Genomic DNA, 15,461 nt, shown 5'->3' on the forward strand with positions numbered 1-15,461 from the left:
TATTTTATAATAATATAAGTATGTTTGTAATAGTATAATGTAATCTATATGAGTCAAGCCCATTATCCAAAAATATCAATAGTAACACCATCGTATAACCAAGGCGATTTTATTGAAGAAACCATAACATCGGTCTTGGCACAACAATATCCTAACCTAGAGTATATCGTTATAGATGGTGGTAGTACCGACAATACGCTAGCTATTTTAAAAAAATATGATAAACAAATTACCTATTGGGTAAGTGAGCCAGATCAAGGTCAAAGCGATGCGATAAACAAAGGATTTGCAAAAGCAACAGGCACCATTTTTGGGTGGCTAAATAGTGATGATTATTTGTTGCCAAAAGCCTTGTTTCATATAGCAAATGCCAATTGGCAGCCTGATATAGGTGCGGTAGTGGGTATAGGGCATAAGGTGGCTTTAAATAAAAACATTGTTTATACACCTCAATATTACGAGAACATAACAACGGACAAACTCTTTATGTGGACAAAAGGTAAAAATTTTATGCAGCCCAGTTGTTTTTTTTCTAAAAACGCTTGGGATACTTGCGGTCCTTTAAATACCGAGCTTAACTATTGCATGGATGTAGCGCTGTGGATTGCAATTTCAAAGCATTTTAAGTTTTTACGAATACCACAGCAAATAGCTCACGCTTATATACATGAGCAAGCAAAAACAACGGCCGATGTAGAACAAATGCTTATGGAAACATACCTTATGATTGCATCTATGGGCGGCATAAAAACATCTAGAGACTTGTTGTTTGACTTTTATAACAAAGAACAAAAACGTTTGTTAAGCACCAATACCTTAAAAAACACGCATAGTATTAAAACACTAGTGAAAGCTATTTTAAAAAAAATACGCTAATACAGTATGGAAAAACGGGTCTTGATACCAGCACTAAAACCAGAAAACGTATTTTTTGATGGTATTGAAAAAGCAAGTACATGGCAGTTTCATTATGGTAATTTAAACACCTCTGTAAAAGGATATGCAGTGGTTTTAATACACTGGCCAGAACACTTGTTCAACTGGCAAGAGCCTACAAAAGAGCAACTAAATCTACTAGAACAGCGACTTAAAATATGGCAAAACAATACACGTATAGTGTATATGATGCATAATGAAAAGCGTCATTATGGTATGACCACCAATTTTGAAACGCTATATAAATTAGTTTATAATTATTGCCATGCTATTGTACATTTAGGGGCTTTTAGTTGTGAGAAATACAAACTAAAGTACCCTCAAAAAACACAGGTAGTTATACCGCATCCACTATATCAAGCACCCTTTAAAAACTATGATAAAACCTATGCACGCCAGAAATTGGGCATAAAACCAAACCAGCATGTGGTTGTTATACCAGGCGCAGTCAGGTCGCTTAAAGAACGTGATTTAGTAATAAAGGCTTTCAATAAATTAAAGATTAAAAACAAGCTATTACTAGCGCCACATATGTACTATAAAAAAGTATCGTGTGAGTTCCCTGGGAGGTACAGAATTAGAAAATATATCGATATAAAACGTCTGCTAGAGTACATACATAATAAAGAATATAACAAAAAATATCGCTTTTCGTATGGTTTTGTGCCACCAGAACAGTTGTCATTGCTAATGGCTGCTACTGATGTGGTATTCATACCTCGAATTAACTCCCTAAACTCCGGTATAGTCTTTTTAGGCATGACCTTTAATAAAGTCGTTGTAGGACCAGAAATAGGTAACATATCTGAAGTGTTACACCAGTTTAACTTACCTATGTACAACCCTCATAATATAAGTAGTGTAACAAAAGCCTTAAACAAAGCATTCCAAATGTATAAAAACCCCTATACATACCCAGAAGAAACATTACAAAACTACCACCCCAAAAACGTAGCTGCAAAATGGGATGCATTTTTACAGGCTCTATGTAATAATCCACTACACCCCATAACTAAAGATTGACGTCTCACTACTCACTACTCAAATCCCACACGCTGTCATTCCGCACTTGATGCGGAATCCACAATCAACAACATACAACTCACTACTCACTACTCAATACTAACTACCCACAACCACCAACCAATAACCCACAACCCACAACATACAACCCACAACATACAACCAACAACATACGACTCACATCTCACATCTCACTACTCACATCTCACTACTCACTACTAACTACCCACAACCAACAACCCACAACCACCAACCGATCTCCATAATCCTCAATTCTCCATTATCAATTTTCCATTATCAATTTTCCATTCTCACTACGCACCACTCCCTACTCAAATCCCACACGCTGTCATTCCGCACTTGATGCGGAATCCACAACCAACAACATACAACTCACATCTCACATCTCACTACTCAATACTCAATACTAACTACTCACAACCGCCAACCAATAACCCACAACCCACAACCCACAACATACAACCAACAACATACGACTCACATCTCACATCTCACTACTCACTACTAACTACCCACAACCCACAACCCACAACCCACAACCGACACCCGATAACCGATAACCGATCTCAATACTCACTACTCACTACTCAATTCCCGCCAAGCCTCACCCGTACATACCCCGTAGATACCCCGTACATACGCCGTACAAACAGCCAATACCATTACGCCTCAAAAAAGACCAAAAAGGTTAAAAAAGCACGTAAAGGTTAAATACACGTTATAAACCACAAACAAGACCATTCACGCCATTAAAAGCTATAACCCCACAAGTAACACCTAAAAACATAAATAAAAAGCAAAGAAACCCCAAACACATACAAACGCGAAACACACCTGATATTGGTACATTACATTTGTCTCAAGTGTTGTAACACTCAAGTTTTTAGACAGAAATTTTTATGTAGGAGCTCATACATAAGTGCACCATATCTAAAAGCTAAAGTAAAAGCAACACAATAAATAAATATTAACAGTATGCAAATAAGAAGCATACATAAAACAATGAAAAGATGGCAAGATATAAAAGCCTATTTAAGATTGAAGGAACATTAGATGATGTAAACTTCTACAAGACAGAAGATGGTTACCGCGTAAGAACTAAAGGCGGAGTAAGTAAAGACCGTATCAAAAAAGATCCGGCATTTCAAAGAACACGTGAAAACAATAGCGAATTCGGATTAGCAGCATCAAGTGGTAAACTACTTAGGCGTGCTATAATAGATTTGGTGGCAAATGCCAAAGATAGCAAGCTAGCCTCTAGACTTACCCAAGTAATGTCGCAAGTAAAAAATGCCGATACCACCTCACCACGTGGTAAACGTAATGTAGCTGTAGGGATACAATCACCAGAAGGTAAACGCCCCTTAAAAGGGTTTGACTTTAATAGAAAGTCTAGCGTATCAGAGGTGCTTTTGAGTGATTTTAATCTCAATACCACATCAGGAGAAATATCAATGACCAATTTTATCCCTGATCAACATCTACTTTTTCCTGAAGGAGCAACACATGTTGAGTTTAGTTGCGGTTTCTTAAACCTTGATTTTGATTCAAGGGTAAAGGATATGCAGTTAAGTAACGTTGTAAATGCACCTATCAATGGTACAGCTACAACCGTAACCTTAACGCCTGCAGCTCCAGCTGCGGGTACAGGACAAGCATTTTATTTGTTTAAAATAGCATTTTATCAAGAGATAAACAATGTCCAGTACCCACTTAAAAACGGAACATTCAACGCCCTTCAAATCGTTGAAGTGCTATAACAGCGTGTTTTATCAGTAGTAAAAAAGGTGTTTTAGAACGACTAAAACACCTTTTTTTATGCCCAAAAAGCAAGTTTTTAGTAAATATATGGTTTTTTAATGTGTTGTAAATCAAAATATTATAAAAAATGTTGAGAAAATGTTAAGAACATATTTTAGTAGATTTTATAATGAATACTATAAAATGCTAATTTGCAAGTAAATAACTAATGATCTTTTATATATGAAACTTAATGAACCAAAAATGAAAAGTTGATTTTAAAGATTTGTTATTTATTATGAAAAGAATTTGTATTTACCCATCTGATGTAGAGGCAATCACAGGGAAATCAAAAAAAACGGCTCAAACATTAGTGCGTACTATAAAAGATGTTTACCAAAAGAAAAAGCATCAGGTTGTAACCATACGTGAATTTTGTGACTATATGGGGTTAGAGTATGACGATGTGTTTAATGAGATCAACAAAAAACGCACCGCATAAAATAGGCACATACCAGAAGAAACCTATGTGTCAAAACCCACAACCCACAACATACAACATACAACCAACAACCGATACCCGATAACCGATCTCCATAATCCTCAATTTTCCATTATCAATTCTCCATTCTCCATTATCCATTATCCATTCTCCATTCTCAATTATCAATTTTCCATTCTCACTACGCACCACTCCCTGCTCAAACCCCACACGCTGTCATTCCGCACTTGATACGGAATCCACAACCGATAACCGATAACCGTCAACCATCAACCCACAACATACAACATACAACCAACAACCGATACCCGATAACCGATCTCCATAATCCTCAATTTTCCATTATCAATTCTCCATTCTCCATTATCCATTATCCATTCTCCATTCTCAATTATCAATTTTCCATTCTCACTACGCACCACTCCCTGCTCAAACCCCACACGCTGTCATTCCGCACTTGATACGGAATCCACAACCGATAACCGATAACCGTCAACCATCAACCCACAACCAACAACATACGACTCACATCTCACATCTCTCATCTCACGATTCTCGCCTCCTACCCTCAAAATTCTAAACATAAAATACTTATATTAGCGCAGCAAACACAAAACTCGCTATGCAACCGCTGGTAAGCATTATTATTCCTACCTATAACCGCGCTCACCTTATTGGGGAAACTTTAGATAGTATATTAGCTCAAACATATACCCATTGGGAATGTATTGTAGTAGATGATGGCAGTACCGATGATACAGAAACCCTATTACAAACGTACATTGATAAAGACTCGCGCTTTCAATACCATAAACGGCCAGGGGTTATGCCTAAAGGAGGAAATAGTTGTAGGAATTTTGGTTTTGAGGTAAGTAAAGGGATGTATATCATATTTTTAGATTCAGATGATTTGCTTATTCCTAATGCTTTACAAAATAGAATAACTCATATTGGTAATGAAAATATTGATATGCTTATTTCATTATCAGGAGTGTTTAAGTTAAAAATAGGTGATACTGATAAACAGTGGAATACCATTGATGAAAATATATCTGCTACGCACTCTTTAATCCGTTTTTTAAAAGCTGATATGCCATGGCAAACAACAGGTGTAACTTGGTCTCGAGACTTTTTCATAAAGAGTGGTGGTGCTTGGCATCCTACATTAAAGGCTTGGCAAGATTGGGAGTTGCACTGTAGAGCATTAATATATCAACCCAACTTAAAAGCTATAGTTGAGGTAGACAATTATTACAGGTACTTTACTGATGATGGAATAGCAAACGCTTATAAAAGTAAAGATTATTTAAAAGCTATGGCTAGCGCCATTATAACAATATCTCATTTATTAACCAGAGATAAGAAGTATTACCAAAATATGAAAGTCCATTTAGAGGTGCTTATTTTTTCCATGCTAATAAAACGGCCTGTATCTCTAAAGTATTTTACATTACCTTATCGTTTTATGACTAAAATCCCTTTTAAATCAGCAGGATTATCTAGACTAAAATTTATAAAAATATATATCATAGAAATTCTATCAAGAAGCACTAAAATACGCAAGTATGTTTTAGGGAACTATTATAAAAAACAACAAAGGTTTTTAACATTACAAACAACGCATTTAAAATAAGTATGACAAAGCCTATGTCTAACGATACTCCGCTAGGGGTTTCAATTATTATTTGTACTTACAATGGTAAAACAAGATTACCTGATACATTACAGCATATTGTGTTGCAAAAAATAAAAGTACCTTGTGAAATTATTCTTGTTGATAATGCTTCTACTGATGGTAGTAAAAAGCTAGCTGATAATTGGTGGGACACTAATAAAAAATACACTCCTATAACCTATCAATCTTTTAGTCAGCCTAAACCTGGGAAGTCTTATGCTCAAGAGTTAGGCTATGATAAAGCAAAATATAGTTTGCTATTGGTTTGTGATGATGATAATTGGCTTTGTGATACCTATGTACAAACAGCCTTTGATATAATGCAAGAGCATCCAGAGATAGGTGCGTTAGGTGGGTGGTGTGATGCTGTTTTTGAAGATAAGGAACCAGAATGGTTCCAACACTATTCTAAATACTATGCTGTTGGAAAACAAGCAATGACCTCAGGAGATATTACAAATACAACAGGATATCTTTATGGTGCTGGAATGGTGTTACGTAAAACACATTGGGTTGCTTTGTTAAATCATGGTTTTCAACATATTTTAAGCTGTAGAAAAGGAACGGCCTTAAGCTCTGGTGGTGATACAGAATATTGCTATGCGTTACAATTATTAGGGTGTAAAATATGGTATGATGAGCGCCTGTATTTTCAGCATTATATGACAGCAGGTAGATTGAATTTAAAATATTTGTCACGGTTACGTAAAGCTATGACCTATTCTAATTTTGTTATTTTAGCCTACAAAGATGTTCTAACTAAAAGTGTGATGAGTAAAACTTTACGGAGACAACGTGTTTTTGTATTGTTAAAAAATGGCTTGTTAAAAAATGTTTATAGACTATGCCTTGGCAATTACGAGCAAAAAATGATGAGTTATACATATTTTAAAAAACTATACTATTTGGTTTTTAATTATAAAGTGTATTTGCAAAATGTATCTAAAACGCAACAATGGATTAATACTTATAGTTAAATAATGAGCGCTGTACAAGTATCTATTATCATTCCAACATACAACCGTGCAACATATATAGGGGAGGCATTAACTAGTATTATAAATCAAACCTATATCCACTGGGAGTGTTTGGTGATTGATGATGGAAGTACTGATAATACCAAAACTGTAGTTAGCGCCTATCAAGATAAAGACGATAGAATCCGTTATACAACCCGCCCAGACAGCTACCCTAAAGGCAGTAATGGGAGTAGAAACTATGGCCTATCATTAGCGCAAGGGCAATACATAGCCTTTTGTGACGACGACGACTATTGGTTACACGATAAACTAGAAAAACAAATACCAATATTTCAGCAACATCCAGAGGTTGGTCTAGTAACAGGCAATATAGAGTATGTAAATAGTGACGGCCTGCGTACCGGACGAGTGATAAAACAAACTGGAAACCATGGATATGTATTTGAAGAAATTCTGTTAAAAAACAGACTTTCAATGATTACACCAGTAGTAAAACGCGAGGTATTTGATAAGGTAGGCCTCTTTAATACAAACTTTGTCATTTTTGAAGATTGGGAGTATTGGCGTCGGGTAGCCTATTATTACCCATTTTATGCCCTGCAAGATGTATTAGCCTGCGTGCGTAAACATGATAGTAATACCTCGCTCATAGTAACGCAAAAGCCATCAGAGCAGTTTGTGAGATATCGTAAACTCACCAAAGCACTTTTAAAGTGGGGTGAACACCGCTTTACCAAAGCTGATATAATGCTTATTGATGAGGTGGAAATAAAACGCTATTTACAAATAATGCAAAATCACTGCCCTAATATGAAAGACAAAATCAGTTTTATAGGGCACATTAGTATTAATAACATTACTTTAGGTTTAAAACTTTTTAGTTCCTTTATTAAAAGTAAATTATAGTATAATGTATAACATGTGCAATATATGGGTGATAAGCTAACGACCAAAACATACTGGGAATCCTATTACAGCCACAATCATGCGGATAAAAAACACATAAAAACCGTGTGTGGTTACTATAATGATTTCTGGAAAACCTTTATTGATTCTAAAAATGAATCAAGCACCATAATTGAAATTGGTGGGTTTCCAGGAAGGTACTTGGCGTATCTATCGTCAAAGTTTAAGCTTTTGCCTACCTGTTTAGATTATAATTCAGATACCTCACAAATAGAAGCATCATTTCGTATTATGAATGTTGAAACCTATTCGGTTTTACAAAAAGATTTTACTAAATACAAAACACCACAAACTTATAACTATGTGTTGTCTAATGGGTTTGTTGAGCATTTTGAAGATTATAACCATATTTTAGATTTACATGTTGACTATCTAGCACCTAAAGGAAGAATGCTAATTATGATTCCTAACATGCGCGGCTATATAAGGTTTTATAAATACCTAGTAGATTATCAGAATTTAAAAATTCATAACTTAAAATGCATGAAACTTAAAGTGTTTAAAGATTTTGCTCAAAGACATGACCTTAAGGTGATTCATTTAGGTTATTTTGGAGGGTTTCCTCTTGGTGTACACCAAAAGAGTAACCTATTTCAAAAGTTAATTTACAAAGGGCATCGTCTTGTTTTTAAATATGTTGCTAACAGACTATTGCTAAAAAAACCTTCTAGATTTTTTTCCTCATCCATAATAACCATTCTTGAAAAACAGTAACCTATGTGCGGATTTTTAGCCGAGTATACGTTTAGTGCACCTGTAACGCCTCCTAATACGTTTCAAACACTATTAGCATTATCAAAGCATCGCGGCCCAGATGCAACGAACACCATACAAAACAATGGGGTTCAATTAGGGTTTAATAGATTGGCCATTTTAGATACATCACCCAAAGGAAACCAACCTAAAAAAAGCCCCAGCAACAGATATCATGTGGTTTTTAATGGAGAACTATATAATTATAAAGATTTAGCTGAAACTCATGGCTTAACCAATTTAGCATCAACATCCGATACCGAAGTACTCATGCATTTATTGGATAAGTTGGGGGTTGAAACAACCATTCAAACTTTAAATGGCATGTTTGCCATTGTTATTATAGATACCAAAACAGACCTTTGTTATTTAACGCGAGATTTCGCAGGAATAAAACCTTTGTTTTTTGGAAAATCGGTTTCAGGATTGGTCGCTGCATCTCAATTTAATCAAGTCTATAAACACCCTTGGCACAATAACCATCTAAAACTAAAACCCGATAGCGTTAAAACTTATTTTGCTTTAGGGTATATGCAAGCTCCTGATACAGTTTATAAAGATGTTTTTCAAGTAAAACCAGGTGAATTGATATGTATTAACAGACAAGGCGATATTAATAAAAAACAACAAAGTCATTTTAGTAAAAATCAACAAGATGCCTCTCAAAACCAACCTCTGTCTTCGGTTTTAAAAAATGTGGTTTCAAAACAGTTGGTGAGTGATGTGCCTATTGCTACCTTTTTAAGTGGTGGTATAGATAGCCCCTTAATTGGTGCTTATGCAAAGCAACAAAAGAATGCTATTGAGGCCTTTACACTACAAGTTGCTGACGCCAAACTAAATGAAAGCGATATCGCTAAAGCCTATGCCAAGCATTTAAAAATAAAACAGCATATAGTAACAGTAAGCCCTGAAGATGTAAGGTCAGAAATAGAGGCGCACTTTTTAGCCTTTTCTGAACCTTTTGGTGATTATTCTAGTATCCCTACCTATGTGATTTCTAAAGAGGCAAGAAAACGACATACGGTGATGTTGTCTGGTGATGGTGGTGATGAACTCTTCTTTGGGTATCCTAGAATGTTAGATATACTACAAAAACGATGGTGGTTTAAGATGCCATATACCGTAAGAAAACCATTGGCTGCATTAACAAACAAATTAGGAATAACGCAAACATGGGCGCCGTATTTTAAAGTATTTAATGCGTTTGTTTTTAATAAGCACGCCAAGTTGCCGAAAGCGGTTTTAGATAAGGCTTTTAAAAATGTTAAATATTCAAGTACACTAAAAGACCTTTATAAATTCAAAAACAAAAAAAAAACAGAACTATTACACCAGCTTAGGTACAATGAGTTTTATGCACATTTACAACGTGTGCTTATAAAAGTTGATAGAGCTAGCATGGCAAACAGCCTAGAAGTGCGCGTACCTTTTTTAGATAAAAATGTGATTGAGTGGGCTTGGAAAACATCTAGAGTGGTAAAAACAAAAAAAGACTTAAAAAAAGATTTAAAACAATTACTCGCTAATGAAGTTCCAGAGCATTTTATTAACCAGAAAAAAATGGGCTTTTCTGTACCCTTAAACCATTGGTTGCACAACCAACTTAAAACCGATGTAATAAAAACAGTGTTTCATACTAATTTTTATGGAGACACGATTATAAATGTAGCTGCCTTACGTGATTATGTTCAGGATTTCTATGACAATAAACACGATAATGCTTGGGGGGTTTGGCATATTTATGCTTGGCAAAAATGGTGGCTAGCTCATGGTGTCAAAAAATAAAATAGACAAAATAAAAATGGTTGAATCACCCATCATAACGGCAATGTTGTTTTTAAAAAAACACGATGTAATATGCGTATGTTAACGCAATATAAAATATAGAAAGTTTCTTATTATCATATAACATCTCACAAACGCTTTTTTTATATTAGCAAACATAACACTATGAAGATAAGCACACCTATAATACCCAGCAAGCAAATTTTTGCCAATGTAGCAAACAAAGAGAACGCTTATAACTTAGAAGCTATTTGTGTATTTGTTGCTACAGGTTTTTTTATGGGTGCAGATACATACTGGAAAAACAAAGTGTGTCTTTTGCCTGCACATGACCATGAACTAGATGCTCAAGGAAGACTCCTAAAAAGCACACCTAATTTTAATTGGTATTATCAACCAGAACAAAAACCTTTTAAAGACACATTAAGTAACTACATAGAGCTACTTACCACAATCACTAAAAACCAAGTAAAAGATAATCCTGTAATTCTACCGCTTTCTGGTGGACTTGATAGCCGTAGCCAAGCACTTGTTTTAAAAAACTTTAAAAATGAAGTTCAAGCGTTTAGTTATGCGTTTCAAGGGGGATACCCCGAACACCATATTGCTAAAAAAATAGCAAAAGAATGTCGCTTTAGCTTTAAACAGTTTGATATAACACCTGGATATTTATGGCAGGTTATTGATGACTTGTTAAGCATTAATGGAGGGTATTCAGAATTTACACACCCAAGACAAATGGCGGTCTTACCTGAACTAAAAAAAATGACGGGTGTTTTCTCTTTAGGGCATTGGGGCGACGTACTATTTGATCGAGGCGTGCCTGAAGCAACCCAAAAAGGAGATGTCGTGCCCCTATTACTCAAAAAAATGGTGAAACCTCGTGGTTTAATTTTGGCTGAAAAGTTATGGAGTAATTGGGGATTAAAAGGTGATTTTAAAACCTACTTAATAGACCGCATTACTACAGATTTAAACGCCATAAACATAAACAACATCAGTGCTAAAGTGCGTGCCTATAAAACAAGTCAATGGGCGCATCGCTGGACAACAACCAATTTAAGTGTGTTTGAAGCTGCTAACCCCATGACATTGCCTTATTATGATAATAGAATGTGTGAGTTTGTTTGCAAAACACCAGAATCTTATTTAGCTGATAGACGATTGCAAATAGCTCATATAAATCAAGATAAAGCACTAGCAAACATTACATGGCAGGCACAAAAACCGTTTTCTGTTGCTAATTATGCCTACAATAAAACACCTTACAATATCCCGTATCGTATAGTAAATAAACTACAGCGAACAATTAAAAACGTTCAAGGAAAACCCTATATACAACGCAACTGGGAATTGCAGTTTCTTGGAGATAGCAATGCTGAAAAATTAGAAAGTTACTTGTTTGATAACAATTTTAATACTTGGATACCTAAAGATGTCGTAAAATCAACTTACAATACGTTTTTAAAAGAAGATCCTATAAACACAGCCCATGCGGTAAGCATGTTGTTAACCTTGGCTGTATGGTATAAAAAAAATAATACCTAAGCTTATGAAATTATCTGTGGTTATTCCAGTTTATAATGCTGCTGACTTTATTGAAAAATCGTATAAAACAATCCTAAGTCAAGATGTTATTGATTTTGAGTTGCTGTATGTTAATAATAACTCTTCAGACAAATCGGTAACGCATATTCAGCAAATTACAAAAATTGATAATCGAGTAAAACTCTTAGAACAAACAACGCAAGGAGCTGCTGCTGCACGAAATATGGGAATTGCTTCAGCCAAAGGTGATTACATTTATGTATTTGATGTTGATGACGAAATTTATCCTGGGGCTTTAAATCGGATGATTGACGTTTTAGATAACCATCCTGAAGTAACGGCGGTTTTTGGCAAAATGATAAAGTCTCATAAAGGAATTGAGCAAACTGAAAAACCAGATAACGAAACCAATGAGGTAATAATTAATAAACCACCTTATTGGGGACTAAAGTGGTTTGAAAGCCTTAAAACAGTTGTTGGACCACCTGCATTTTTATATAGAAAATCTGTGTTTGATAAAATAGGGTTATATAATGAAGCTATAAAAAATAACGAAGATACGGCCCTTGACATAAAACTAGGAATGACGCAAGCTGTAGCATTTATAGATAGGTATGTGTACTTATATTTTAAGCACCAAAACTCAACGATAGAACAAGCTAAAAAAAGCATGCCCAGAGCATTTATGATATGGCCAAGATTAATAAAAGAGCATATACCGTTTTATTTAGAAAACTCTTGGTCTCAAGAATTTAATGCCATTTTGTTTAGTCAGTTATTTCAAGCTTTAGGTAGACAAATAGTTTTTACCAAAGGGATACAAACACGCATACAGCTAAAAAATCAATTACAGAAAGAGATGCAACCTATTAAGATTCCTTGGTATATGCATATATATATAACAATATTAAGTATCTTGCCTTTAGAAATATTGCGTAAGGTATATGGATACTATATAGTGCCTTTTGCAGTAAAGCAATTATTAGAAAAAAGTAAATGAGTTTGCGTAGTTTATTTTACACCAAATATATCTTTAAAAGATGTTTGTTATACATCTGGTATAAACGTTATGTGAAAGACAACCCAGTTATTCAAGCTGATATTCATCAATGCTTAAAAGTACGTGGTAGTAAACAAATAAAGCAACCTCTCAATAAACAATTTAATCACTTAATGATACATTATCCAGATTATGCTTATGTGTTTTTTTGGAGAATAAATAAATTAAACATGCTATGGCGATCTATATTTGTTGATACACGATCATGTAAAATTTTTAGAAGCACTAAAATAGCAGGCGGTATGATGTGTTATCATCCGTTTGCAACAGTGATTAATGCAAAATCTATAGGCAAAAATTTTCAGTTTAGAAATGGCTTAACTATTGGTAATAAAGGTAATGATAATAGCAAGTTACCTGTAATTGGTGATAATGTAACGGTGGGTGCAAATGCCGTTATTATAGGAGATATCACAATCGGTAACCAGGTTGTTATTGGCGCAGGATCTGTGGTTGTCAAAGATGTACCGCCTTATAGTATCGTGGCTGGAAATCCAGCTAAAATAATCAAACGATTAGATGAAAACTAAACGTATTAAAATTTTATTTACCACATCAAATTTTCATACGGCAGGTAGCGGTAAAGTTATTTATGATTTAGTAAAAGGCCTTGATAAACAAAAGTTTGATATAGCCATTGCCTGCGGAAGTAATAAAGGTGTTTTTTTTAAAGAGGTAGAAACGCTAGGGGTACCCATACATATCTTTGAAACTAAAACACCTTATCGCCCTTATACAACCCTATTACCTAGAGTATGGAAGATTGCTAAATTTTATAAACAGCATGAATTCGATATCGTTCATTCTTGGCAATGGAGTAGTGATTGGACTGAAGCGTTAGCTGCTAAAATTGTTGGTGTAAAATGGATGTATACCAAAAAAGCTATGGGAGCCAACAATAAACACTGGAAAATAAAAAGCTATTTAGCCAATTTTATCGTAACCATAAATGATGAAATGCGTGCGTATTTCCCAACAAAAAAACAACAGACGCTTATTCCAATTGGAATTGATACGTCTTATTATAACCCAACGCTATTTAAAAACATAAAAAAAAAAGAGGCAATTTTTAATATAATTACCGTTGCAAACTTGGTCCCTGTAAAAGGTGTTGAAGTCCTCATAGAGGCTGTTTCTTTATTAAATGATAAGCATGTAACATTAACTATAGTAGGTGATTGTGATAATGCTTATGGTGAAAAATTACGCGCGTTTACTAATACATTGGGTATCGAAAATCAGGTAAGGTTTTTGGGTAAAAAACTAGATGTAAGACCGTATATAGTCGCGTCAGATTTATATGTCATACCAACCTTAAATGAAGGACGAAAAGAGGGAATGCCCATGGCACTAGTTGAGGCTATGTCTATGCAAATTCCTGTGTTAGGCTCTGATATTACCGGAATTAACTTTGTGTTGAAAGCTTTTAATCATTTGTTGTTTAAAGCTGGTGACACGAAAGCTTTAGCTTCAAAAATAAATATGATAAAAACAATGGATGAATCATCTAGAAAGCATTTAGCACATGCTTTAAGAACCTATTGTGAGACACATTTTACAATGGAGTCATTTATTAATAAACACGAATTCCTATATAAAAAACTACTTGAAAAATGACACGGTTTAATAAACATGTAATAGTTGTAGGTAGTGCTAGAAGTGGGACTAGCTGGTTGAGTGAAACATTAGCACAACCTTATAGATATAGAATGTTGTTTGAACCTGAACAAGAAACGCGTACCCAAAAAGGGCATTTAGTATGTGATAAATGGTTGATGACTAAAAGTGATGCACCTAAAGCATACCGCTATTTAAAACGCGTTTTTCAAAACAGGGTAGATTGTAACTGGATAGCGCAAAATAGCAACAGACGCTTTAAACGTCATTTATGGCCATTTATTCCTAAAAAATTTATCATCAAGTTTGTAAGAGCTAACTTGGCTGCAATGTATTTAACAGAGACATTTCAAATCCCCGTTATACATATTATAAGAAATCCTTATGAGGTACTACGGTCACAACAGCAGGTGAAATTCCCTTGGCTGTATGATTTATCACATTTTGTAAGTCAACCGCATTTAGTTAAACTTATACAAGAAACGTTTCATTATGATATTACCCAATATCAATCCTTGAGCCCTATCGAAATACTGGCAATTCGATGGTGTATTGAAAATGTTGTACCCATAGACATTTTTACTGAATACCAATCAAAAATTAATGTAATACGTTACGAAGATTTGGTTCTTAATATTGAAGAGTTCTATAGGTTGTGTGAAAACTATAACTTAAAGCCTGTTGAAAATTTACAAGAGTTTTATAAACAACCATCCTCAAAAACACACCCTGAAAGTACCAGGATATTAAAAAATAGAAATAAAAAACATTTTTCAGAGAATGATATTGGTAAAATCAATTCAATATTTGATGTTTTTAATGTAACATTATACCCAAGAGCGCTATAAACTA

14 protein-coding genes are annotated in these 15,461 nt (G+C 34.7%); all 14 read left to right on the forward strand.

What is annotated here, in order from left to right; genetic code table 11:
• The first annotated feature begins 48 nt into the window (after nt 1-48).
• The 14 genes from ABD690_RS07935 (at nt 49) to ABD690_RS08000 (ending at nt 15,457) form a co-directional block, all read left to right on the forward strand.
• A complete protein-coding gene (locus tag ABD690_RS07935) occupies nt 49-876 on the forward strand; it encodes a glycosyltransferase family 2 protein (protein ID WP_344729083.1) in 828 nt (275 codons plus the stop codon).
• A gap of 6 nt (nt 877-882) precedes the next feature.
• Complete coding sequence (locus tag ABD690_RS07940; protein ID WP_344729085.1) at nt 883-1,959, forward strand: glycosyltransferase family protein; 1,077 nt, start codon at nt 883-885, stop codon at nt 1,957-1,959.
• A 1,031-nt stretch (nt 1,960-2,990) separates the two neighbouring features.
• The gene (locus tag ABD690_RS07945) at nt 2,991-3,740 is read left to right on the forward strand and encodes a hypothetical protein (RefSeq protein WP_344729087.1); all 750 of its coding nucleotides are present in this window, start codon (nt 2,991-2,993) and stop codon (nt 3,738-3,740) included.
• 278 nt (nt 3,741-4,018) lie between these two features.
• On the forward strand, nt 4,019-4,222 hold the full coding sequence (locus ABD690_RS07950; RefSeq protein WP_344729089.1) for a hypothetical protein: 204 nt from the start codon (nt 4,019-4,021) through the stop codon (nt 4,220-4,222).
• Between the two features lie 622 nt (nt 4,223-4,844).
• A complete protein-coding gene (locus ABD690_RS07955; RefSeq protein ID WP_344729091.1) occupies nt 4,845-5,855 on the forward strand; it encodes a glycosyltransferase family 2 protein in 1,011 nt (336 codons plus the stop codon).
• Between the two features lie 2 nt (nt 5,856-5,857).
• A complete protein-coding gene (locus tag ABD690_RS07960) occupies nt 5,858-6,874 on the forward strand; it encodes a glycosyltransferase (RefSeq protein WP_344729093.1) in 1,017 nt (338 codons plus the stop codon).
• Nucleotides 6,875-6,877: 3 nt separating this feature from the next.
• Nucleotides 6,878-7,783 carry a glycosyltransferase family 2 protein gene (locus tag ABD690_RS07965; protein ID WP_344729095.1) on the forward strand — a complete coding sequence of 302 codons (906 nt, stop codon included), beginning with the start codon at nt 6,878-6,880 and terminating at the stop codon, nt 7,781-7,783.
• Nucleotides 7,784-7,807: 24 nt separating this feature from the next.
• Nucleotides 7,808-8,557 carry a methyltransferase domain-containing protein gene (locus ABD690_RS07970; protein WP_344729097.1) on the forward strand — a complete coding sequence of 250 codons (750 nt, stop codon included), beginning with the start codon at nt 7,808-7,810 and terminating at the stop codon, nt 8,555-8,557.
• 3 nt (nt 8,558-8,560) lie between these two features.
• On the forward strand, nt 8,561-10,384 hold the full coding sequence (asnB, locus tag ABD690_RS07975; RefSeq protein ID WP_344729099.1) for an asparagine synthase (glutamine-hydrolyzing): 1,824 nt from the start codon (nt 8,561-8,563) through the stop codon (nt 10,382-10,384).
• Nucleotides 10,385-10,549: 165 nt separating this feature from the next.
• Nucleotides 10,550-11,932: an asparagine synthase-related protein gene (locus ABD690_RS07980; protein ID WP_344729101.1), complete on the forward strand. Its 1,383-nt coding sequence runs from the start codon at nt 10,550-10,552 to the stop codon at nt 11,930-11,932.
• A gap of 4 nt (nt 11,933-11,936) precedes the next feature.
• Nucleotides 11,937-12,932: a glycosyltransferase family 2 protein gene (locus ABD690_RS07985; protein WP_344729103.1), complete on the forward strand. Its 996-nt coding sequence runs from the start codon at nt 11,937-11,939 to the stop codon at nt 12,930-12,932.
• A gap of 71 nt (nt 12,933-13,003) precedes the next feature.
• Entirely contained in the window at nt 13,004-13,522 is a 519-nt protein-coding gene (locus tag ABD690_RS07990) for a serine acetyltransferase (RefSeq protein ID WP_344729105.1), read from the forward strand.
• Entirely contained in the window at nt 13,512-14,609 is a 1,098-nt protein-coding gene (locus ABD690_RS07995; protein ID WP_344729107.1) for a glycosyltransferase family 4 protein, read from the forward strand. Before ABD690_RS07990 ends, ABD690_RS07995 begins: the two co-directional genes overlap by 11 nt.
• Nucleotides 14,606-15,457 carry a sulfotransferase family protein gene (locus ABD690_RS08000; RefSeq protein ID WP_344729109.1) on the forward strand — a complete coding sequence of 284 codons (852 nt, stop codon included), beginning with the start codon at nt 14,606-14,608 and terminating at the stop codon, nt 15,455-15,457. Before ABD690_RS07995 ends, ABD690_RS08000 begins: the two co-directional genes overlap by 4 nt.
• Nucleotides 15,458-15,461: the final 4 nt, after the last annotated feature.

Origin of the sequence: Corallibacter vietnamensis, from assembly GCF_039537875.1 — a bacterium.
Classification (GTDB): Bacteria; Bacteroidota; Bacteroidia; order Flavobacteriales; family Flavobacteriaceae; genus Corallibacter; species Corallibacter vietnamensis.